The sequence below is a fragment of the Bacillus cereus group sp. BfR-BA-01330 genome (genome assembly GCF_022663885.1).
Taxonomy (GTDB): Bacteria; Bacillota; Bacilli; order Bacillales; family Bacillaceae_G; genus Bacillus_A; species Bacillus_A cereus.
In genome coordinates this window covers 437,760-459,566 of record NZ_JAKUGK010000003.1, presented here as the reverse complement: position 1 = coordinate 459,566, position 21,807 = coordinate 437,760, and the positions used below count along the sequence as shown (strand labels likewise).

Sequence of the window (21,807 nt, the reverse complement as noted above, 5' to 3'; positions counted from 1 at the left end):
TCTCATTTTACCGCTCCATACAGCTTCTCTATCTCATGCTCAATTTGTTTTACATCGATTCGCTCAAATAATGGCTGTACGCTATCAATTCTACTTGGCAACGTATTTTGCGGTTCCCAATTTCGTTTCACAATCGACAATGTGTTTCGAACTCTTTCACTTGAAAATGGTAAAAACGGTTCAAGGAGATTTGCAAAATTAGCGATAAGATACACACAGTTATAAATCGTTTCTTCACATGAAACTGGATCATCTTCTCTTTGTTTCCAAGGCTGCTTTTCATCAAAGTATTTATTTGCAAAACGTACTGCATCAAATATTGTTTCTAGCGCCACCTTAAATTTAGTTTGCTCAATCGCCTCTCCTACACGCTTATATAATCCTTCTACTTTATCTTTCAGCTCTACCTCAATACTTCCCTTCGGCACGATACCACCATAATATTTTTCGATAAACTTTAATGTCCGGTTCACAAAGTTCCCGTATGCACCTAATAATTCACTATTATGACTGTAAATAAATTCCCGCCATGAAAAATCAGTATCGCGATTTTCTGGTGCGTTGACGGTTAAAAAGTAACGAATAGAATCTGGATCATAGCGTTCTAATATGTCAGGCACCCATACTGCCCAGTTTTTACTTGTAGATAATTTTCTTTTTTCAACTGTTAAATATTCATTCGAAACGATATGACGCGGGATTGCTTCCTCCCCTATTCCAAGTAATACCGCTGGCCAAATGACGGAATGAAACGGAATATTATCCTTTCCGTGCACATAATATGTTTTCGCTTCGCTATCCCAAAACTCTTGATCATCTTTCCCTGTTTCTTCAGCCCAATGTTTACTCGCTGAATAATAGCCTGTCACTGCTTCAATCCATACGTAAATTTTCTTATCTTCATACCCTTCTACTGGAATTGGTACTCCAATTGGTAAATCACGTGATACGGCCCTATCTAGTAATCCTTCCTTTACATATCTCTCTGTTAGTTGAATCGCATTGTCGCGCCATGTCCCTGTTTGCTTGGCAATTTCTACAGCCCTTTTAATTTGCTCCTGAAATGTATGCAATGCGAAATAGAAATGCTCTGTTTCCTGTACAGATGGTGTACTACCACATAACTTACATTTCTTTTCTAACAAATCGAGTGGATCTAAAATAGCAGAACACGCATCGCATTGATCTCCTCTTGCTGCTTCATGGCAATGTGGACATATTCCTTCTACATAACGATCCGGTAAAAACTGCGTACACGTTTCACAATACGCTTGTTCCACTATTTTTTTATAAATATGTCCTTCTTCTAATAAAAGTAAAAAAACATTTTGAACCGTTTCATGATGGTGCTCACTATCTGTACGTGTATAGCAATCATAAGTAAAACCAAGGCTACGAAAACATCGCTGGAACTCTTCATGATACTGATCAGCAATTTCCTTCGCCGTCACACCTTCTTGTTTTGCCCTAATTGCAATCGGTGTTCCATTACAATCACTTCCTGAAACATACAGCACATTCTCACCTTTTGACCGGTAATAACGTGCTAAAATATCTCCAGGTAATAAACTCGCAATATGACCAAGATGTAATGAACCATTCGCATACGGCCAAGCGCCCCCAATAAAAATACTCATCTTACATTCCTCCTTTAAAATATAAAAAGCCCCACCCCTATCTTAAAAAAGATAAGGGCGGGGCTGTATAAACAGTCGCGGTACCACCTTATTTCGCCAATTACTCACATAATTAGCCTTAACAAGTACGGAGCTCTATGCTCTTATACTGTGGTTTTGATAACGAGTACCAACTCTCGTCGCCGCCTACTATTATCATTTGATAAGTTCAGGACGAAGCTCAAAGGCCATTGTTCAAATGAATATTCTTGCTTCTTCTCAGCTACCGAAGCTCTCTGGAAAGAATGTGTTCATCCTACTTTTCCTTTTCAACGCTTTTACGTATAACAAGTATTGTACGACTTAATCACAGAAAAATCAAACTTTTATCCAGAACGAAAAGGAAATCCCATCCTCCCGCCGAATACCTATACGTTCACAAAAGGAGTGATAACATTGAACCAAAAACAACTAAGCACTATAAATGAAAAAAGCTGGAATACAGCTGCTTATGAAGCTTGGACGAATCGCCATGGGGCGCCAGAGGATTATGCAAAAAAAATTATGGAAGATCCCACACGCGAAGTAGCACATTATTTACCTTACATACAATCTCCAAAAGGAAAACGTATTATTAACTTACTCGGCTCAAAAGGAAATAAAGCTGTCGCACTTGCCCTTTTAGGCTCTGACGTAACAGTTGTTGATATTTCAGCAAGTAATGCAAAATATGCAAATGAACTTGCGGACGCAGCAGGTGTCTCTATCCAGTATGTCGTTTCTGATGTATTAAATGTGCAGCTCTCCGAATCATTTGATATCGTATTGCTGGAACTTGGTGTACTCCATTACTTTCTAGATTTAAAACCACTCTTTCAAAAAATTGCTACTTTACTTAAGCGAGATGGAATGCTTATACTTCGTGACTATCATCCTGTTTACACAAAATTATTAGGAGTCGACCACCCATCATTTCAGGCCAATGGAAATTATTTCGATGAAGAATTAATTGAAGATGATGTTGCTTATAGCATCCTTCTTACAGAAGCACAGAAAGAATCGCTACCTAAAACAACCATCCGTCGCTGGACGCTAGGAGAAATCATTACAACACTTGCGGAAGAACGTTTTAAAATCGAAAAACTAGTTGAAGAACATGGATCTCATCAAAGATGGGTCTTTCCTTCTACTGCACCAGAAGGAATCGAAGAACGTATCCCTGGTCTATATACAATAATTGCGACAGCATGCAAAAAAGTTGAGGTTGGAGATTACCATAATTCTGTAGAATAGGACACAAGATATTTCAACATTTCGTCTCTGACTTACGTCGTCAAAAAGGGGTATGACCAACATAACGAAGAGTAATGTTTTTAGTTGATACTGATAATCGTTATCAACTAATTAGAAGTATACATGATGTCATTTCAAATTTCAATAGCATTTCTAATATTTATTTATGAATTTTATGATATGCAAATGTATACATTTTAAGAACTTTTTCTAATACTAATCTGACTCCTTCCATTATCTGCTATAATTTTCATTGAACAGATTAATAACTTCATAATAATGTTTTTATTAATTTTGTTTTAAATATCTATAAATCATAATAAACAGTTTAAATGAGGGTAGGGGTAACGATGAAATATGTTAGTATTCGAAAAAAACTACTGTTCACACTCTTAAGCATTTCTTCTTTATTTAGTATTGCTCTTATTGTTATTCTTTCATTCGCCATGAATCAAGCAAGTGAAATCGAAACGTTAAAAAATGATGTATCAAAAAGAGCGACGATTTTAAAAGAACGTGGCGATTGGTTCCAAGCACAAGTTGCTGGTTTACAAGAATATTTGCTATCACATGATCAAAAAGGATTAGATAAGTTCAATCGAGAAGGGAAAAAATTAGCTGATACTAGAGAGAAAGTAACAAGTGACAAGAAGCTCCCAGAAGGAATGAAAGAAGCTATTTTAATGGGTGGAAAATGGCGTAGCGTCATAGATAATGAGGTACTACCTCTTGCGCGTGAAGGAAAATGGGACGAAGCATCCAAAATTGCTTTATCACAAACAGATTATGTAAATGATCTTTTAGGTCGTTTTAATAAATATACAAATGAAGAGAATGAGAAACGTGACGCATTAATTGCTGATGTCGAGTCTTCTTCATCACTTATTCAATATATTATTTTCTTCTCACTTATTACATGTACATTAACGTCTATCTTATTAGCATGGTGGTTCTCTGGTAAACTCGTTAAACCAATTCGACAAATTGATGAGAAGTTAAAAGAATTAGCTTCTCAAGACGGAGATTTAACGGCTAGATTACACGTAACAAGTAAAGATGAAATTGGTGACATTGCAAATTCCTTTAATCAAATGCTCACTAACTTACAGCATATAATAAAACAAGTTCAACAAACATCAACAAGTGTAAAAGAAGCTTCCGAAAATGTATTTATCGAAACAACCGCTTCTATGGAAAATACCGCAAGAACCCAAGAAACTATGAATGCTCTTGAACACAATATTCGTTCACAAGTTTCTAGCATTGAAGAAAGTTCAACCGCAATGGATGACATGGCAACGAGTGTTCAGCGTATCGCTGAGTCCGCCTCTTCTGTTACTAGTTTAGCTGTCACAACTTCAGAAAAAGCAGATGATGGGAATAAAGTCATTGAGAAATCTATTACACAAATGCATACAATTAACGAAGCTGTTAACGCTACATCACAAGTAGTTGAGCGGCTCATTACACATACAAATCATATAGATACTGCACTTCAATCTATTTCAAATATCGCCGCCCAAACAAATTTGCTCGCTTTAAATGCTTCTATTGAAGCAGCTCGTGCTGGTGAACACGGCAAAGGATTCGCTGTTGTTGCCGATGAAGTTCGAAAACTTGCTGAACAATCTCAACTAGCCGCAACTGACATTAACCATTTACTTCATCAAATTCAAGCTGATACAAAAATAGCAAATGATATGATGACACAAGGTCAAGCAGAAGCTTCTGAAGGAATTACGGTTATTCGTACCGCCGGATCTTCATTCTCAGAAATTGTTAACCACATTAACAAAGTCTCTACACAAATGCAAGAAATGTCTGCAACTGCTGAAGAGATGGCTGCAAGCTCTGAAGAAATGAACGCAGCTTTAAATAATATCGCTTCTATTTCAAACGAAGTTGCTGCAGAAACATCACAAACAGCACATTCGGCTGGTGATCAAGTAAACAAAATGAGTATCGTGGCTAACAAATCATCTGAAATGAAAACAATCGTACAAGAACTTGAAGTTCTCGTCTCTCATTTCAAAACAAACGCTTAAAGTGAAAATGACACGAGCTCAAAGGTATAGGAATGAAAGTTTTACAGTCTCTCTTTTTTCACTTTAAAATATCTCTTTCTATCTCTCATTCCGTCTGCTATAATTCCTAAAGGAAATAAGAAAGCTTTATTCCAACTGGAGTAAAGCTTTCTTTCAATTTTTTACATTTATTAATTCTAATACTAAGATTTCACAAAGGAGGCTTTTAATTATATGAATTTTGTAAGTATCAGAAAAAAACTTATGTTCATGATGGGAACGATTTGCGCTTTATTTGGTGTCGCCTTAGCATTTATTTTATTTTTTGCTATCGACCAATCTCGTAAAGCTGAAACATTACAAAAAGAAATTTCTCCACTGGCAACAGAATTGAAAGAGCGTGGAGACGCTTATCAAGTACAGCTCTCTGCTTTAAGAGGTTATTTACTACAACATGATCAAGTCGAATTAGACAAGTTTAATGAGATGAGTAAACGTCTTGAGGATTCAAAAGATAAACTTCTTTCTAATCCAAATCTTTCTTCGTCCGTAAAAAGCACAATGGAATTAGGGTCTACTTGGAGAAAGTTCATTGAAGAAAAAGTATTCACTCTTGCAAAAGAACAAAAATGGGAAGAAGCTTTACAAGTAGCTTCTTCAGAAAACGGAACGGTCTATAAAGTAATTGGTGACTTCACAAATTACAGTAATGAACAAGCTAAATTACGTGAACAATCTATTGAAAAAATTGATCAATCTGCACTCTTAATCGAATATGTTATTTTCTTATCACTTGTTGTATGTATTATCGTTGCAATTATTCTTGCATGGTGGTTCTCTGGTAAACTGGTGAAACCAATTCAACAAATTGACACGAAACTAAAAGAATTGGCCTCTCAAGAAGGTGACTTAACGGCACGTCTACAAGTAAATAGCAACGATGAAATAGGTGCTATCGCAACATCATTTAATAAAATGTTAGAAAACCTACAACATATTATTAATCGTGTTCAAAAAACATCAGTGGAAGTACAAACCGCTTCTGAAAATATGCTAGAAAAAACGAATACATCACGTGAGGCGACATTAAGAGTCCAAAGCTCGATGTCCAACTTAAATGCAAGTATTCAATCACAAACTTCTAGTATGGAAGAAAGTTCAACTGCAATGGATGATATGGCAGTAAGTGTTCAGCGCATTGCTGAATCTGCTTCATCTGTAGCGGAACTTGCTGTTGCCACATCTGAACATGCTAGCGATGGCAGTACCGTTATCCAAAAATCTGTTTCACAAATGACAACAATACACGAAGCTGTAAATGCTACGTCAGAAGTGGTTGAACGTCTAATCACTCATACGAAATATATTGATACTGCTGTACAATCTATTTCTAATATTGCTGAGCAAACAAACTTACTTGCTTTAAATGCTTCTATTGAGGCAGCTCGTGCTGGTGAGCAAGGAAAAGGATTTGCTGTCGTAGCTGACGAAGTTCGAAAACTTGCTGAACAATCTAAAACAGCTGCAACAGACATTAATCAATTACTACATCAAATTCAAAATGATACAGAAACTGCTAGCTCTATGATGTCTCAAGGCCGTTCTGAAGCATTTGAAGGCATTAATGTTATTCGTGAAGCTGGTACTTCTTTCTCAACAATTGTAGAACAAGTAAATAAAGTATCTACTCAAATGCAAGATATATCAGCAACTGCTGAAGAAATGGCTGCAAGTGCTGAAGAAATGAACGCTTCACTTAATAACATCGCTTCTATCTCTACTGAAGTATCGAGCGAAACTGCCGCAACGGCACAATCTGCTGAAAAAAAAGTTATCGTTATGAATGAAATGGCAGTAACTGCTGGAAAAATGAAACAAACAGTTGAAGAGTTAGATCAACTCGTATCTCATTTTAAAACAGAATAGATGTTCAAAAAATATCCCTTCTTTGAAAGAGGGATATTTTTTTGAGCTCATTTCCTGCACATTATGCTCATTTCCGTTATAATGAGAATCGATATCATTAAAGTGTAGGAGGGGCTGCTTATGTCACAAGAAGCATTTGAAAATAAATTACTTGCCAATTTAGAGGCTGTTATTGACCCTGAACTAGGTGTTGATATCGTTAATCTTGGATTAGTTTATGATGTTACAGCAGATGAAAATAATAATGCTGTCATTACGATGACTATGACTTCTATCGGTTGTCCAATGGCTGGGCAAATCGTATCAGACGTTAAAAAAGTATTATCAACAAACGTACCTGAAGTTAATGAAATAGAAGTAAATGTCGTTTGGAATCCACCGTGGTCGAAAGAACGTATGTCACGTATGGCGAAAATCGCATTAGGCATTCGCGACTAAATAAAGTGGAAATTTCATCATTTGCGGATAGCGGGATAAAGAAAAGACCTGACTAGGATGTCAGGTCTTTTCTCTTATTATTTTACACCTACTGCATCATAAGCTTTCGTTACAGCTTGTACAGCTTTAGAGTTTTTACCATATAAATCTTCAGCTGACTGAAGAGCAGCTTGACGCATCATTTTGAAGTCAGAGTTTGCAGTTAAATATTTCGTAAGAGCACGGTAGTAAATTTTTTCTGTCGCTTCACGGCCCACTCCAGTTACTTTCACGCCGTAATGATCTCCGCCTTCAGATACTAAATATGCAGCTTTATTGTTAATACTGCTGTTAATATGAACACCGCCATTATCAGCTGTTCCAGTATAACGTTTACTATAGTGATCTGGGTAACCTTCACTTGGTTTTAATGGATTTGGAATAGACGCTGGGTCTTTAAGAGAGCGAAGTGCATCACCAGGTTTATCAGGTGTATAAATATCAGCACCTAAATCCCAGCTCTTCTTCTCAACCATAACACCCATAATATCAGATAACGATTCATTTAACGCCCCTGACTCATTTTTGTAAACAAGGTTTGCTGTATGTTCAGTTACAGCATGCGTTAATTCGTGACCGATAACATCAAGTCCAGCAGATAATGGAATGAATGTTTTTCCATCGCCATCACCATACATCATTTGCACACCATTCCAAGCTGCGTTATTCCAGCTCTCCCCTACGTGAACAGTTGAAATAAGCTTCGCACCTTTATCATCGAAAGAGTTACGATTAAATGTCTTTTTGTAGTAATCATATACTTTTCCTGCATTTACATGCGCATCAACTGCAGCTTTATCTTCGAAGAACTTAGATTTACTTTCAACTTCTTCTCCTGTATATCCAAGCCATTGTGAGAATAAATTAAACCAGTTCTCGTCCATATTTTCTGCATCAAATGTATGAACACCTTGTCCTCGTTTACCATCAAACAAGTTGAATTGTCCTGTTTTCGTATCTTGAGCAATTTCAAATGATTGTCTAGCACCTAATACTCCGTAACCAAATCCAGTAATGTTATCTACAGCGTTATATTTCTCAATAACATTTCCATTCGTTGCATCAACAAAATAATGCCAATACCCTGGAGCTGGTTTTGAAATCGATGCCTTAACTAAGTATGCAAGGTAGTAATTACCGTCTTTTTCATATACAAATAAATCTTTTTTCACACCATCATAACTCTTTACTTTACCAATTTCTTTCTCAATATCTGCCTTTGCAATTGTTTCTGCTTGTTCCGCAGTAATGCTTGCAGCTGCAGGAATATTTTTATCATCTAAATTCGGAATAACTTGTCCGAAGAATGCTTTTACATTATTCTCTTTATCAAGTGTAACAGTTTGATCAGAACCGTACACAGGAATGTTATTATGTTTCTCAACTAGCTTCACATGTGTCGTATCAGATTCAGCGTCTTTTTCTTCCCCAACGATATTAAAATGCTTTTCAATATTTCCTGCTAATTTAAACATATCTTTCTTACTCTCTAAGTATTGAAAGACTGTCTCTTTTTTATCTAGCCCTTCCGGTGCTTTCCATTCTTCACCTATGTATGCAGGTGTTTTAAATTCTTGATGATATTGAATTTTTTGTTCTTCCGCTTTCGTTGTCGTTGCCCCAAACGCTCCAAATCCCCCGGCGATAACAGTTAACGCTAATGCTGATGAAATGACTTGCTTTTTCACTATAACATTCCCCATTCCCATAAAGATTTTTGACACTTTTATACAATTCTTATTTTCCCAGCTGATACCTCTACCTAAAATTTGAGAAACATTTTTCAGACAATTCTAATCAAAAAAAGAGGACATCTATCGGATGTCCTCTTTTCTATAAACCTTTTATTGTTTTTTCAATTCAATTGCTAAATAGTGTGATTGCTCTTTCGCTTGAATGTGAATATCTTCTTCTACAGATTCTGCTGCATCCCGCATAACAAACGTTTCACCATTTATTACACTGCTTCCTTCAATTTGTACAAGGTACAATTGACGGCCTTCTTTCACTGGAAAATGAATTTCTTTTCCAGCCTCTAATGATAAAGAATATAAATTCGCATCTTGGTGAATTTGAATTGGTGCATTTCCTTCTACTGAAGATACCATATGGAACCATTCATCTTCACGCTTGCTCCAATCAAATTTAAACTCACCATAGTTTGGTTTATGATCTGCGCGGTCTGGTAAAATCCAAATTTGTAATAAACGCAGCGTTTCATCGCCTAAATTATGCTCGCTATGAAATACACCCGTGCCAGCACTCATATATTGAACATGTCCACGCTCAATTGTTCCGCGATTTCCCATGCTGTCTTCATGTGTTAAAGCACCATCTACAACGTAAGAAATAATCTCCATATCACGGTGCGGATGCATATCAAAACCAGTTTGCGCCGCTACTAGATCATCATTAATAACACGTAACGCTCCGAAGTTCATGTTATTTGGATTGTAGTAATTGGCAAAAGAAAAATGAAAATGTGTATTTAACCAACCATGATTTGCTCTGCCCATATTTTTATGATCAACTTTTCTAAACATATCCTTCACCTCATACTATCTCGAATTCGAGATTTATTTTAAAATTTTTTCTTACTGTAACTTTTTTAATAGTGTTAATAACTGCTTTTGTTCCTCTATATTTAAATTATGAAACTTCTCTGCTTGAAACGTTTCTTGAGGTGGGACGATTTCCTCATATAAAGCTCTTCCCTTTTCTGTTAAAGAAATATATTTCGTAGTACCCTCTTGTTCACGCAAAATCCACTCAAGCTGCTCCATTTTATTTAAAAGCTGCGTTACATTTCCTTTCGTAACAAATAGCTTATTTCCAAGTTCTTGCTGCGTTAAACGATTATGTCCTCCAACTTGAGCTAACACATCAAACTGGGCGGCAGATATATTCCATTTTTTCAAATGCTGATTCGTCTCACGAATACTCTTATTATAAAAGCGTGACAAACGAAACCATAATAGTAGCCCTAGTCTATCTTCTGTTTTCATTTCATCACCTCGCTTGTTTCATATCATTAGTTTAGAACTAAACTTAATAAAAGTCAAATACTTATTTTTAATAAGTACAAAAAGCACAGCGCTATTTCTCCACTATGCTTTACATTAACTTTCTACTCTTATATTCATCTAATTTCCTCTCCGCGAACTTCCTCGCATCTTTTTCAATCCACCGCTCTTCGTACCGTTCACTTCCCACATACAATATATCTCTCTTATGCTGCATCGCATGGCGGAATTCATGCAGTAGCGTTTTGAGAACTTGATCATACTCTTCCCACATACAAACGAAAATTAATTGCTTTTCTTTATGATAAAAACCACCTACTGGGAATAGGAACTCTTCTTCCTCTTCCCCTAATGATAGAAGCACATCATTTGCATCACACGTATCACAAAAAATAACGGGCGTTTTACATACTCCAATAAGAGAAAACAAATCCTCTCTCAACTTTTTGACATCCCAAGGAAGCTCCGAATCCAACACATACCAATTCTCTACCTGTTGATATACATTTTGAAACTGGAGTTCCATTTCTCTTTATTCCCCTTTCCAAGCACCCTTTTTCTATATGTATGCCACAATATGGTAAATATTAAACGTATTCTTTCATCCTTGAAAAAATGCCAATAAAAAAGGAATCTACGTCGACATAGATTCCTTTTCTGTAATCACTTTTTTTTCATCATTTTTTTTAATACAAAATAACCAATTGCACAAACAATAGCAGCAAGTGCAAAGTATTTCACATATGGCCCCGCAACTTTATTAATACTTTCCCACTCTGTTCCTAATTTAAAACCTAAATATACAAACACAATTGACCACGGAATAACAGCTAATGTAGTTAGCGTAATAAACTTAGCATGTGACATTTTCGCAATACCCGCTGGTATCGAAATAGCATGCCGCACAACCGGAATAAAACGTGCGGTAAAGATAACGCCAGTTCCATAACGATTAAACCAATCTTCAGCATAATCAATATGTTTCTTCTGAATTAAAATATATTTTCCATATCGCTCAAGAACAGGTCTTCCTCCATATCGACCAATCCAATAAATGAATAGTTGTGCAATTACACCACCAATTGTACCGAACGCGACAGCGCCCCAAAATGTAATGCTTCCTGTTGATACTAAATAACCTGCATAAGACAATACGATTTCACTTGGAATAACCTCTAGCATTAATCCAAGCATAATTCCCCAATAACCAAGTCCTTCTAAAAAAACTAAAACCGAATGGATCAACTCTCCTAACATCATGTACCTCTCTTTACTGTTTTCATTACAAAAATGAAAGTACAAGCAGGAAATATCTTGTACTTTTATTTTTTAAAATTTAGTTTAGTTAGTCTTCGTATCCCACTTAAAGATTTTATTTAAGAATTTATATACATTCTTCGACTCTTTTGTCAAAAGTGGGCCTAAAATGGATAGTATAAGCACGTATAGTGCTGAGAATGGTTTCAGTACTGACATTAAACCACCGGCGATACCGATATTAGCCATAATGATGGAGAACTCTCCTCTTGAAACGATTGTTAATCCGATATTTGTTGATGCTTTATGAGATAATCCAGCTTGTCTTCCTGCAATCATTCCTGCTACAAAGTTACCGATTATCGTAAGAAGGACAGCACCTAACGTTAACCATATCGCTCCGCCTAATGAGAACGGATCAATACTTAACCCGAAGCTGAAGAAGAAAATAGCTCCGAAAAAGTCTCTAAATGGAACAACAAGATGTTCAATTCGGTCACTATGCTCTGTCTCAGAGAAAACTAATCCTAGAAGAAGTGCTCCAATTGCTTCTGCAACGTGAATTGTTTCTGAAAAACCAGCAATGAAGAATAATGAAGCAAATACTACAATAATAAAGATTTCATCTGAGCTAATATTGAGCAATTTATTTAATAACGGCGTAGCCTTTCTAGCTACTATAAAGAATAGAAGCATATATCCTAAAGCAATTCCAATTGAAGTAAGGGCACCTAAGAAGGAAGCGTGATCCCCTAGTACTAAACCAGAAACAACTGATAGGTATACAGCAAGGAATATATCTTCAAACATAATAATTCCTAAAATTAATTCGGTTTCATTATTACCAGTTCTTCTTAAGTCCACTAACACTTTAGCAACGATAGCGCTAGAAGAAATCGTAATAATACCCGCAATAATTAAGATCTCTAGTAATGGGAATCCCATTATAAATCCGTATAACAAACCAAGTGAAAAGTTAATTAAAATATAAATCGTTCCGCCAATCGCAATAGAGCGTCCAGATTTAATTAGTTTTTTCATTGAAAATTCTAATCCTAGATAGAATAGAAGGAATAGAACCCCAATCCGTCCAAGGAAGGAAATTACACTTGCACTTTCAATAAATTTGAGATCGATAACACCTATTGTCGGTGCATGCGGTCCTACTAACATTCCAAGAACGATTAGAAAAGGAATTACTGAGAATTTAAATTTTCCAGCAATTACTGCTGCAATTGCCACTAAAACTAAAGCTGTACCAACTTCAAAAATTAACGTATCCATCTAATCAGTCCCCCCTATTTGAAAGTAATTCATTAATGATTTTTTTAATTTCTTCTCTCTCACCTGAAACTACAAGCATATCTCCTTCTTCAATTACTGTTTCTGGTCCTGGATTAAATAGCTTCTTCATGTTCTTCTTCATAACCGCGATTATTGTTACGCTATATGTTTTTCTTATTTCAAGATCGCCAATTGTTTTTCCGATTGCTGGAGCTGTATTCTCCACTTTGAACCACTCAATCGCTAAACCTTCAAAAACCATCTCAACATTTTCTAACGCCCTAGGCTTATATACCATTCCACCTAATATTGCAGCGATTTGTCTCGCCTCTGAGTCACGTAGTGAAATACTTGAGATGCTTTCTTCATGATCTGAATCAAAATGATACATTTCTCTACGACCATCATCATGAATGACAATTACCATCTTTTCGTTACCTTTCGTAACGATTTGAAACTTATAACCAATACCTGGAAGTTCACTTTCTCTAATATTCATTTTTAGCTCCTCCATAACTTATTTATTTTAATTTTCTGTTTTTCTGTCTTTTATTCATCCAATCAACTTTAGAAATTCTAACCACTCAGGATATTTGTGATTTGGAAATCTTTTATTGTAATAATAAGTGGACCCTAAAAAGATACTTAAAGATGTAATGATAAAAAATATATTACTTCTCATTTTCAAACTCTCAAGACTTACTTTCCATAAAGAATCTTCTTTCAAATTATCCCCACCTTCTCGCTTTAAATTTAGTTTTTTAAAATGTAAATAATTCTAAAAATATTACGATGTAACATAATCATAACACAAAAATGATTTAAGTAACATAATTTTTTAGAAAAATTGATTCTCGTATATTTTTTGCATATAATTTTCTTATTACGAAAAAAAGGAAGTGTATTATATGGTTGATATCTTTAGCAGATTCCTTGAGGTAACGAATAATATTTTATGGTCATATATTCTTATTGCAATGCTAATCGGCTTCGGTCTTTACTTCTCTTTTAAATTAAAATTTGTCCAAATTACTCATTTCAGTGAGATGGTCAGCTTAATTAGTAAAGGGTTTAATCGAAAAGAAAAAAAGAAAGATAGCATCTCACCATTCCAAGCATTTTGCTTAAGTGCAGCAGCACGTATCGGTATCGGAAACTTAGCTGGTGTAGCATTAGCAATTTCAATGGGTGGACCTGGCGCAATATTTTGGATGTGGTTTATCGCAATTATCGGAGCAGCTACTAGTTTTGTAGAATGTACACTTGCGCAAATTTATAAAGTAAAAGATGGAAGTAGGTTCCGTGGTGGACCAGCATATTACATGGAAAAAGGGTTAAACAAACGCTGGATGGGCGTCTGGTTTTCACTTCTTATTACAGTTGCGTACGGATTAATTTTCAATTCAGTGCAAGCAAATACAGTAACAATAGCGTTTGAAAATGCTTTTGGACTAGAGCGAACAATCGTAGGAGCTCTATTAGCATTATTAGTTGCAGTTATTATTTTTGGTGGCATTAAGAGCATTTCACGTATTACAGAAATGATTGTTCCGCCAATGGCAATCGTTTATATCGGCGTGGCTATTTTTGTCGTTATTAACAACTTCAGTATGTTACCAAGCATTTTCATGGAAATCTTTAACGGTGCATTCGGTTTAGACCAAGCCATCGCTGGTGGTATTGGAGCAGCAATCAAGTTCGGAATTCAGCGCGGTTTATTCGCTACAGAAGCGGGAATGGGTAGCTCTCCTAATGCAGCAGCAACATCTGATGTATCTCATCCTGTAAAACAAGGGCTTGTTCAAGCGTTAGGCGTTTTCGTAGATACATTCTTAGTATGTACATCAACAGCATTTATCGTATTATGTTCTGGACTTTACAAAGGATCAAATTTAGAAGGTATCGAATTAACACAAAACGCATTAAGTTCACAAATTGGACCGTGGGCAAGCACTTTCTTAGCGATTATTATTTTCCTATTCGCTTTCAGTTCACTTCTAGGAAACTACTATTATGGTGAAACAAATATCGCATTCATTAAAGAAAGTAAAACATGGTTAATGATTTATCGTGTTGCAGTTGTCGGAATGGTATTCTTCGGATCAATCGCTGCTCTTAAAACAGTTTGGAGTTTAGCTGATTTATTCATGGGACTAATGGTATTCACAAACTTAATTGCCATCTCATTCCTTAGCAAATTTGCTTACGCTGCATTAGTAGACTATTTGAAGCAAAAGAAACAAGGAAAAGATCCTGTCTTCGTTGCAAACTCTATCCCTGGCTTAAAAAATACAGAGTGCTGGGATGGGCAGGATGTAGAAGAAAAACAAAAGGCCGTTTAACAAATAAAAGCGGAAGTGGCTCGTTCAGAACAGGAGGGTGTTGGAACTCCTGATTACGAGGCGCTTTTTGCCTCGAATGAAGGAGTGAAACAACCGACTGTTCTAGCCGCTGGAGCTGGATATCATTTAAAGCGGAAGTGGCTCATTCAGAACCGCAGGACACTTCAAGCTCTCGACCTTGAAGCGCTTTTTGCTTCGAGCGAGAGAGCGAAATGACCGGAGATTCTAGCCGCTGGAGCTGGATATTAATTAAAAGCGGAGGTGACTTGCTCAGAACAGGAGGGCATTGGAGCTCCTGACGAAGAGGCGTTCTTTGCCTCACAGGAAGGCGCGAAATGACTGACTGGTCTAGTCACCGGAGCTGGATATCACTAAAAGCACAAGCGGCTCGTTTAGAACAAGAGCCATATCTCAAACAAAGGCCCTATTACTTCACCGTAATAGGGCCTTTTATTTACAACAGTTCATAATTTGTTCAAATTAATTCCAGCAAAAGGGTTGATTTATAGAGATTACTAGATTATAATGATTATAAATTAGTAATTGATATCACATAACAACTCAAAAGGAGATTGATCATAATGAACAAACAAGTAATCGAAGTATTAAACAAACAAGTAGCAGACTGGAGCGTTTTATTCACAAAACTTCACAACTTCCATTGGTACGTAAAAGGACCTCAATTCTTCACATTACACGAGAAATTCGAAGAACTTTACACAGAATCAGCTACTCACATCGATGAAATTGCAGAACGTATTTTAGCAATTGGCGGCAAACCAGTAGCAACAATGAAAGAATACTTAGAACTATCTTCTATTCAAGAAGCAGCATACGGAGAAACTGCAGAAGGGATGGTCGAAGCAATCATGAAAGACTACGAAATGATGCTAGTCGAACTGAAAAAAGGCATGGAAATCGCTCAAGACTCTGACGATGAAATGACATCTGACCTACTACTAGGCATCTACACAGAACTAGAAAAACACGCTTGGATGCTACGTGCGTTCTTGAATCAATAATAATTAAAAGCGGAAGCGGCTCGTTCAGAACAGGAGGGTGTTGGAACTCCTGATTACGAGGCGCTTTTTGCCTCGAATGAAGGAGTGAAACAACCGACTGTTCTAGCCGCTGGAGCTGGATATTACTTTAAAGCGGAAGCGGCTCGCTCAGAATCGCAGGGCATTGGAGCTCTCGACCTTGAAGCGCTTTTTGCTTCGAGCGAGAGAGCGAAATGACCGGAGATTCTAGCCGCTGAAGCTGGATATCATTTAAAAGCGGAAGCGGCTCGTTTAGAGTCGCTTTTTTATGTAATGGTCGCACTTAACGGTACACGAAATTATATCAACGATTTTTCAAATATATCGATCATAACTCGCAATATATCAACGATTTTTTCATTATATCGATCATTACCCGCAATATATCAACGATTTGACAAAGGATATCAATTTGCCGACAAATCACGACAATATCAGCGCCCCTCTCCCCTACTTTTATCAATATATTACAATCTCATCTATGTTAAAATATAGGAAACACCCTTTAGCTTTTCCAAATTCATCATTTACTACTTAAATGACGGGAGTGGTTCAGTTGAAAGACTACTTAATTAGAGCATTTTTTGCGTTAATAACAGTTGGTATTCTCTTACTTATGGCTAATATTTTCAATATACGTGTCGAGGTTAAGGACTATGCTTTCCTCGTTGTCGTAGCAATTGGTGGCGGCTGGGGTGGCTGGTATCTGTATAAAAAACAAAGCAATCAAAATGATAAAGGCATTCCAAAGTAATATGGAATGCCTCTTTTATTGCCTTCTGTAATAAATAATGAAATTCAGACCACTAATACAACCAATCGCAATAAACATACAAAACGATTGTGGATCTCCACCTAGATTATACTCATCAACGATAAATCCGGACATAAACAACGTTATCGCTGAAACACCGATACACAATACCGAGATAAACCAAAGCGAAAATTCATTAATCAACTCTTTCTTCTGTCTCAAAACAATTAGCATAACAAGAATAGACGCTGCTAAAATACTTTTAAAAACCGGACGTAAATATACGAACTCCTCCATCTATTTCTCCTTTCCCAAAACATTACATCTAAACATTAACATATTTAACTAAATTAAAAACACATGCCATCTTAAATTAAAACGACATGTGTTTCCGTGTTTCCGTATTTGCTATGATAGTTGCTTCCACTTCGTTCCCAAAACAGGACGCTCATAATTTTGGATTGCATGAATTAGTTTATCTGCTGTCTCAGCTGAAACGATCAATTCTTTATTTGATGAATTCATAAATCCTTCTTCTGCTGCACGTTCAACCATTTGCAAAATTGGTCCGTAAAAACCTTTTATGTTTAATAAACCAACCGGCTTATTATGTATACCAATTTGTGACCAACATACAACTTCAAATAGTTCTTCAAACGTTCCGTATCCGCCTGGAAGCGCGATAAAAGCATCCGCAAGCTCTGCCATTTTTGCTTTACGTTCATGCATCGTCTCTACTTCAATTAATTCTGTTAATCCTGTATGCACAATTTCTCCTCGAAATAGACCGCGCGGCATAACACCTGTTACACGTCCACCTAAACGAAGAACTTCGTTTGCTACTTCTCCCATTAATCCAACGCATGAACCACCGTATACAAGCTCATACTCGTTCTCAACAAACATTTTACCTAACTGAATTGCCTGCTCTTTGAATTCTGGTCTCTCCCCTAAATTAGAACCTGCAAACACACAAATCTTTCTCATTCCTACACCCCGAAACTATATATTGTTATGATACAATTGACATTGTACAACATATTGAGGAGATGAGGAAGAAATGGATATCGTTGCATTTCAAAGATGGGTTGAGGAATTTTACGAAAAACGAAGCTGGTCACAGTATAATGCCTTTATTCGCTTAAATTTCTTAACCGAGGAAGTTGGGGAAGTTTCACGAGTCGTTCGTGCTATTGAAATTGGCCGCGATCGCCCTGATGAAGATGCGAAAACAGAAGAAGAGCTAAAACAAGAACTAAAAGAAGAACTTGGCGATGTACTATCTAACCTTATTATTCTTTCGCAAAAATATGATTTAGACTTACAAGACATTATGGACGCACACGTTGCAAAGCTTTCAAAAAGGTTCGAAGTATCTAAATGAGAATATTATCAATTATGGTATAATATTCTTGTCACAATACTAAGGAGGATTTTATGTTATCAAAAAAATTGCACGACGCATTAAATGAACAAATGAACTTTGAATTTTACTCTGCCCATGCTTATATGGCAATGGCTGCTTACTGTACAGCTGAGAGCTATGATGGATTCGCTAACTTTTTCCTTGTACAAGCTGAAGAAGAACGTTTCCACGCAATGAAGCTTTACAACTATATTAATGACCGCGGAGAGCGCGCTATTATTACTGGATTTGATAATCCGAATAACGAATACGAATCTGTATTAAACGCTTTTGAAGTCGCACTTGAGCACGAGCGTGAAGTAACGAAACGTATTTACAACTTATCTGATATCGCTTGGGACGAGCGTGAACATGCAACAATTACATTCTTAAAATGGTTCGTTGACGAACAAGTTGAAGAAGAAGCTTCATTCGATAGCATCATTCAAAAATTAAAACGTATTACAAGCGATTCAAACGCACTGTTTATGCTAGATGCTGAATTAGAGAAACGTACATTTACGCCTCCAGCTGAGTAATATTTCAATCACCTTAATACATGTATTAAGGTGATTTTTTTGTTTGCTCTCTATCTTAAAATCACCTTAAATTTCCTCATATTTGACATAGTGCCAGATATAAAATGGTATTATTTTCAATATAAAAACGAATATACGAGGAGAGGAAAAATGAATCAACGTGTAGAAGCTGTTGATGCAATTCGTGGTTTTGCTTTGTTTGGCATTTTACTAGTCAATATGACATTAATTCAATTTGGGTTCTTCACCAGTGAAAAACCAACTTATCTATTTGGCGATCTTGATAAAGGTGCTAATTGGTTTATTCAATTTTTCGGCACACATAACTTTATATCCCTATTTTCTTTTCTATTTGGGCTTAGCATTATTTTGTTACAAAAAAGTATTATCGCAAAAGGAAAAAAATTCTTCCCCACATACATAAGACGTATTATCATTCTTTTACTACTCGGCTACATTCACGGCACTTTTGTTTGGGAGGGAGATATTTTATTTGCATACGGAATAATCGGGATTTTTTTAATGATATTCATCAATCGAAAACCGAAAACTTTGCTTATTTGGGCGATTATTCTACTCGCACTTATTACACTTATGTCTTATCAAACTGATCCATCTACAAATATAAATGATTTCGCATCTTATACTGAAAAAGAACATAAAGTCCATCAAACTGGAAGCTATATGGATCACGTCAACTTTAGATTGACTGAAAATCCTTTTGATTACATGGGAATTGACGGTGCATTCGGATTATTTTTCATATCAGTTTTCGCAATAATTTTTATGTCTCCACTGTTCCTACTCGGAATGTATGTAGGGAAAAAAGGCTGGCTATTTGAGGTCAGTAAACATATACCTGCTGTCAAAAAAATATGGTTTGCCACCGGTCTCTTCTCTTTTACAATTAAAATCTTAGCTATGTTCATAAAACACCCGGTTTTAATTATGTTACAAGATGGCCTTACACCAGTAACTATGACCTTCTTTTACGGAAGCACAATCATTTTATTATTCCATTACAAAAAAGCAACCCGTCTACTAACATACATGGCGAACATGGGGAAAATGTCCGTTAGTAATTACTTAGCGCAATCTATTATCGCAACAACCATTTTTTACGCATATGGATTTGGCTTATACGGGAAAATCGGCTATTTCTTCGGTATTCTTTTAACCATCGGAATTTATACAATTCAATTATTCGTTAGCACCTATTGGCTCCAGAAATACCGAATGGGGCCAGTGGAATATGTGTGGAGACTGGGAACTTATTTAGAGAAACCACGTTTTAAAAGAGACTTGGATAAAGCAAGTTAAACAAAAAAAGCAATGAGCCTACGCTCATTGCTTTTCTTAATTTATTAAAGCATAACCCCAACGATAATCGCTGATAATATACTTACTAACGTTGCACCGTATACAAGTTTTAAACCGAATGATGATACAACGTTTGCTTGTTTGCCATCGATACTCTTCGTTGCACCTGCGATAATTCCGATAGATGAGAAGTTCGCAAATGATACAAGGAAGATAGATAAAATACCTACTGTACGAGCTGATAAATCACCAGCTACTTTACCAAGATCAAGCATTGCAACGAATTCGTTCGTTACTAATTTTGTTGCCATAATTTGTCCTGCTTGTAACATCTCTGATGTTGGAATACCCATTACGAATGCTAATGGTGAGAAGATATATCCTAAAATGCTTTGGAATGTGATTCCGAAAATTGAATCGAATACACCATTAATTGCTGTAATTAATGCCACGAAACCGATTAACATCGCCGCTACTGTTACAGCGATTGAGAAACCAAGCATAATATATTCGCCTAACATTTCAAAGAATGTTTGTTTCTTGTCTTCTTGTAATTCTAAAATATCGTCTTCTTCTTTTACTTCATATGGATTAATGATATGAACGATAATAAATCCACTGAATAAGTTTAATACAAGTGCTGTTACTACATATTTTGGATCAATCATTTTCATATAAGAACCGACAATTGACATCGATACTGTAGACATTGAAGATGCACAAAGTGTGTATAAACGATTTTTCGGTAATTTGCTTAGTTGATCTTTTACTGTAATGAATACTTCCCCTTGACCAACGATTGCAGCTGCTACCGCATTATATGATTCTAGTTTTCCTAAACCGTTAACTTTACTTAATAGGAAACCGACTGCACGAATGATAATCGGTAAAACTTTAATATGTTGCAGAATCCCGATTAATACTGCTAAGAAAATAATCGGTAATAATACTGTTAAGAAGAATGGTGCTTGTCCATCGTTTGCTAGACCACCAAATACGAAATTAACCCCAGCTTCCGCAAATTTTAAAATAGCGCCAAATCCATCTGCGATCCCTTTTACTAATACAAATCCGACCTTTGTATTTAGTAAGAAATACGCAAGTACCAATTGAATGACAAGCATAAGTGCAATTGGTTTATATTTAATTTTCTTACGATCTGAACTAATAAGGAAACCTAGTACAAACACTACAAGTAAACCGACTAGAAACATTACGAACTTCATATGTGAATCCTCCACTTCTCCCACAAGTTATTGGTCGTATAACGTATAACGAATGACGTCTGACCATTGTTGTTAAAAAAATTTAAAACCCCTAAAACTATTCAACTGTCATCTAAAATCAGTAAGCGTTTACATAAATTGCAATTTATAAAAGGTAGCTTCTTCTCTCCTACCATACTTGAAAGTCTGAAATTGATACCACCTACAAATCAAATTGTAAGCGTTATCTAGACGAAATGCAATATAAATTTTAAAAGATTTTTATATGTTAATATATTCCT

21 protein-coding genes and 1 other annotated feature are annotated in these 21,807 nt (G+C 36.1%); of the genes, 10 read left to right on the top strand and 11 right to left on the bottom strand.

The window, feature by feature from the left end:
* Positions 1–2: 2 nt before the first annotated feature.
* Positions 3–1,637 carry a methionine--tRNA ligase gene (gene metG / locus MR112_RS11350; protein ID WP_074554288.1) on the bottom strand — a complete coding sequence of 545 codons (1,635 nt, stop codon included), beginning with the start codon at positions 1,635–1,637 and terminating at the stop codon, positions 3–5.
* A 50-nt stretch (positions 1,638–1,687) separates the two neighbouring features.
* Positions 1,688–1,958, bottom strand: a binding site (T-box leader).
* A gap of 114 nt (positions 1,959–2,072) precedes the next feature.
* Between metG and MR112_RS11345 the strand changes: the two genes are divergently transcribed.
* The 4 genes from MR112_RS11345 (at position 2,073) to MR112_RS11330 (ending at position 7,297) form a co-directional block, all read left to right on the top strand.
* Positions 2,073–2,909 carry a class I SAM-dependent methyltransferase gene (locus tag MR112_RS11345; protein ID WP_242244966.1) on the top strand — a complete coding sequence of 279 codons (837 nt, stop codon included), beginning with the start codon at positions 2,073–2,075 and terminating at the stop codon, positions 2,907–2,909.
* A 350-nt stretch (positions 2,910–3,259) separates the two neighbouring features.
* Positions 3,260–4,954, top strand: a complete 1,695-nt coding sequence (locus MR112_RS11340) for a methyl-accepting chemotaxis protein (protein WP_086395720.1) — start codon at positions 3,260–3,262, stop codon at positions 4,952–4,954.
* Between the two features lie 213 nt (positions 4,955–5,167).
* Positions 5,168–6,859, top strand: a complete 1,692-nt coding sequence (locus tag MR112_RS11335) for a methyl-accepting chemotaxis protein (protein WP_001012208.1) — start codon at positions 5,168–5,170, stop codon at positions 6,857–6,859.
* A 120-nt stretch (positions 6,860–6,979) separates the two neighbouring features.
* Complete coding sequence (locus MR112_RS11330) at positions 6,980–7,297, top strand: metal-sulfur cluster assembly factor (RefSeq protein ID WP_000076422.1); 318 nt, start codon at positions 6,980–6,982, stop codon at positions 7,295–7,297.
* Between the two features lie 77 nt (positions 7,298–7,374).
* Here MR112_RS11330 and nprB read toward each other — a convergent pair whose 3' ends face one another.
* The 7 genes from nprB to MR112_RS11295 form a co-directional block, all read right to left on the bottom strand.
* Complete coding sequence (gene nprB / locus MR112_RS11325) at positions 7,375–9,024, bottom strand: neutral protease NprB (protein ID WP_000745123.1); 1,650 nt, start codon at positions 9,022–9,024, stop codon at positions 7,375–7,377.
* A 156-nt stretch (positions 9,025–9,180) separates the two neighbouring features.
* A complete protein-coding gene (locus MR112_RS11320) occupies positions 9,181–9,879 on the bottom strand; it encodes a pirin family protein (RefSeq protein ID WP_000488927.1) in 699 nt (232 codons plus the stop codon).
* A gap of 51 nt (positions 9,880–9,930) precedes the next feature.
* A complete protein-coding gene (locus MR112_RS11315) occupies positions 9,931–10,341 on the bottom strand; it encodes a MarR family winged helix-turn-helix transcriptional regulator (RefSeq protein WP_000845467.1) in 411 nt (136 codons plus the stop codon).
* A 109-nt stretch (positions 10,342–10,450) separates the two neighbouring features.
* Positions 10,451–10,885: a DUF3920 family protein gene (locus tag MR112_RS11310; RefSeq protein WP_000422806.1), complete on the bottom strand. Its 435-nt coding sequence runs from the start codon at positions 10,883–10,885 to the stop codon at positions 10,451–10,453.
* A 137-nt stretch (positions 10,886–11,022) separates the two neighbouring features.
* On the bottom strand, positions 11,023–11,616 hold the full coding sequence (gene uptA, locus MR112_RS11305; protein WP_000900214.1) for an undecaprenyl phosphate transporter UptA: 594 nt from the start codon (positions 11,614–11,616) through the stop codon (positions 11,023–11,025).
* Positions 11,617–11,700: 84 nt separating this feature from the next.
* Positions 11,701–12,900 (bottom strand): cation:proton antiporter, encoded by a 1,200-nt coding sequence (locus MR112_RS11300; RefSeq protein ID WP_000380223.1) that lies wholly within the window; start codon positions 12,898–12,900, stop codon positions 11,701–11,703.
* A gap of 4 nt (positions 12,901–12,904) precedes the next feature.
* Positions 12,905–13,399: a cation:proton antiporter regulatory subunit gene (locus tag MR112_RS11295; protein ID WP_001026075.1), complete on the bottom strand. Its 495-nt coding sequence runs from the start codon at positions 13,397–13,399 to the stop codon at positions 12,905–12,907.
* A 409-nt stretch (positions 13,400–13,808) separates the two neighbouring features.
* On the opposite strand from MR112_RS11295, the gene MR112_RS11290 reads away from it, so the two are divergent.
* The 3 genes from MR112_RS11290 to MR112_RS11280 all read left to right on the top strand — a co-directional run bounded on the left by MR112_RS11290 (position 13,809) and on the right by MR112_RS11280 (position 17,036).
* Positions 13,809–15,242, top strand: a complete 1,434-nt coding sequence (locus MR112_RS11290) for an alanine/glycine:cation symporter family protein (protein WP_000227591.1) — start codon at positions 13,809–13,811, stop codon at positions 15,240–15,242.
* A gap of 581 nt (positions 15,243–15,823) precedes the next feature.
* Positions 15,824–16,264, top strand: coding sequence for a Dps family protein (locus MR112_RS11285; protein ID WP_001041895.1), 441 nt, complete (start codon positions 15,824–15,826; stop codon positions 16,262–16,264).
* 574 nt (positions 16,265–16,838) lie between these two features.
* On the top strand, positions 16,839–17,036 hold the full coding sequence (locus tag MR112_RS11280) for a hypothetical protein (RefSeq protein WP_000656316.1): 198 nt from the start codon (positions 16,839–16,841) through the stop codon (positions 17,034–17,036).
* Positions 17,037–17,051: 15 nt separating this feature from the next.
* Here MR112_RS11280 and MR112_RS11275 read toward each other — a convergent pair whose 3' ends face one another.
* Together MR112_RS11275 and MR112_RS11270 are read right to left on the bottom strand one after the other, a co-directional pair.
* Positions 17,052–17,333 carry a hypothetical protein gene (locus MR112_RS11275; protein ID WP_000390910.1) on the bottom strand — a complete coding sequence of 94 codons (282 nt, stop codon included), beginning with the start codon at positions 17,331–17,333 and terminating at the stop codon, positions 17,052–17,054.
* A gap of 111 nt (positions 17,334–17,444) precedes the next feature.
* Positions 17,445–18,023, bottom strand: coding sequence for an LOG family protein (locus MR112_RS11270; RefSeq protein ID WP_001225758.1), 579 nt, complete (start codon positions 18,021–18,023; stop codon positions 17,445–17,447).
* Between the two features lie 73 nt (positions 18,024–18,096).
* On the opposite strand from MR112_RS11270, the gene MR112_RS11265 reads away from it, so the two are divergent.
* The 3 genes from MR112_RS11265 (at position 18,097) to MR112_RS11255 (ending at position 20,300) form a co-directional block, all read left to right on the top strand.
* A complete protein-coding gene (locus MR112_RS11265) occupies positions 18,097–18,420 on the top strand; it encodes a MazG nucleotide pyrophosphohydrolase domain-containing protein (protein ID WP_000355744.1) in 324 nt (107 codons plus the stop codon).
* Positions 18,421–18,473: 53 nt separating this feature from the next.
* Positions 18,474–18,980, top strand: coding sequence for a ferritin (locus MR112_RS11260; RefSeq protein ID WP_000949403.1), 507 nt, complete (start codon positions 18,474–18,476; stop codon positions 18,978–18,980).
* Positions 18,981–19,130: 150 nt separating this feature from the next.
* Positions 19,131–20,300 (top strand): DUF418 domain-containing protein, encoded by a 1,170-nt coding sequence (locus MR112_RS11255; RefSeq protein WP_001076350.1) that lies wholly within the window; start codon positions 19,131–19,133, stop codon positions 20,298–20,300.
* 44 nt (positions 20,301–20,344) lie between these two features.
* Here MR112_RS11255 and MR112_RS11250 read toward each other — a convergent pair whose 3' ends face one another.
* Positions 20,345–21,526: a NupC/NupG family nucleoside CNT transporter gene (locus MR112_RS11250; RefSeq protein ID WP_000673874.1), complete on the bottom strand. Its 1,182-nt coding sequence runs from the start codon at positions 21,524–21,526 to the stop codon at positions 20,345–20,347.
* Positions 21,527–21,807 lie beyond the last annotated feature (281 nt).

What these genes read in the sequence shown, in the direction of transcription:
- metG (WP_074554288.1), bottom strand. Translation starts at nt 1,637, where the DNA reads ATGAGTATTTTTATTGGGGGCGCTTGGCCGTATGCGAATGGTTCATTA.
- MR112_RS11340 (WP_086395720.1), top strand. Translation starts at nt 3,260, where the DNA reads ATGAAATATGTTAGTATTCGAAAAAAACTACTGTTCACACTCTTAAGC.
- MR112_RS11335 (WP_001012208.1), top strand. Translation starts at nt 5,168, where the DNA reads ATGAATTTTGTAAGTATCAGAAAAAAACTTATGTTCATGATGGGAACG.
- MR112_RS11330 (WP_000076422.1), top strand. Translation starts at nt 6,980, where the DNA reads ATGTCACAAGAAGCATTTGAAAATAAATTACTTGCCAATTTAGAGGCT.
- MR112_RS11320 (WP_000488927.1), bottom strand. Translation starts at nt 9,879, where the DNA reads ATGTTTAGAAAAGTTGATCATAAAAATATGGGCAGAGCAAATCATGGT.
- MR112_RS11315 (WP_000845467.1), bottom strand. Translation starts at nt 10,341, where the DNA reads ATGAAAACAGAAGATAGACTAGGGCTACTATTATGGTTTCGTTTGTCA.
- MR112_RS11310 (WP_000422806.1), bottom strand. Translation starts at nt 10,885, where the DNA reads ATGGAACTCCAGTTTCAAAATGTATATCAACAGGTAGAGAATTGGTAT.
- uptA (WP_000900214.1), bottom strand. Translation starts at nt 11,616, where the DNA reads ATGTTAGGAGAGTTGATCCATTCGGTTTTAGTTTTTTTAGAAGGACTT.
- MR112_RS11300 (WP_000380223.1), bottom strand. Translation starts at nt 12,900, where the DNA reads ATGGATACGTTAATTTTTGAAGTTGGTACAGCTTTAGTTTTAGTGGCA.
- MR112_RS11295 (WP_001026075.1), bottom strand. Translation starts at nt 13,399, where the DNA reads ATGAATATTAGAGAAAGTGAACTTCCAGGTATTGGTTATAAGTTTCAA.
- MR112_RS11290 (WP_000227591.1), top strand. Translation starts at nt 13,809, where the DNA reads ATGGTTGATATCTTTAGCAGATTCCTTGAGGTAACGAATAATATTTTA.
- MR112_RS11285 (WP_001041895.1), top strand. Translation starts at nt 15,824, where the DNA reads ATGAACAAACAAGTAATCGAAGTATTAAACAAACAAGTAGCAGACTGG.
- MR112_RS11275 (WP_000390910.1), bottom strand. Translation starts at nt 17,333, where the DNA reads ATGGAGGAGTTCGTATATTTACGTCCGGTTTTTAAAAGTATTTTAGCA.
- MR112_RS11270 (WP_001225758.1), bottom strand. Translation starts at nt 18,023, where the DNA reads ATGAGAAAGATTTGTGTGTTTGCAGGTTCTAATTTAGGGGAGAGACCA.
- MR112_RS11265 (WP_000355744.1), top strand. Translation starts at nt 18,097, where the DNA reads ATGGATATCGTTGCATTTCAAAGATGGGTTGAGGAATTTTACGAAAAA.
- MR112_RS11260 (WP_000949403.1), top strand. Translation starts at nt 18,474, where the DNA reads ATGTTATCAAAAAAATTGCACGACGCATTAAATGAACAAATGAACTTT.
- MR112_RS11255 (WP_001076350.1), top strand. Translation starts at nt 19,131, where the DNA reads ATGAATCAACGTGTAGAAGCTGTTGATGCAATTCGTGGTTTTGCTTTG.
- MR112_RS11250 (WP_000673874.1), bottom strand. Translation starts at nt 21,526, where the DNA reads ATGAAGTTCGTAATGTTTCTAGTCGGTTTACTTGTAGTGTTTGTACTA.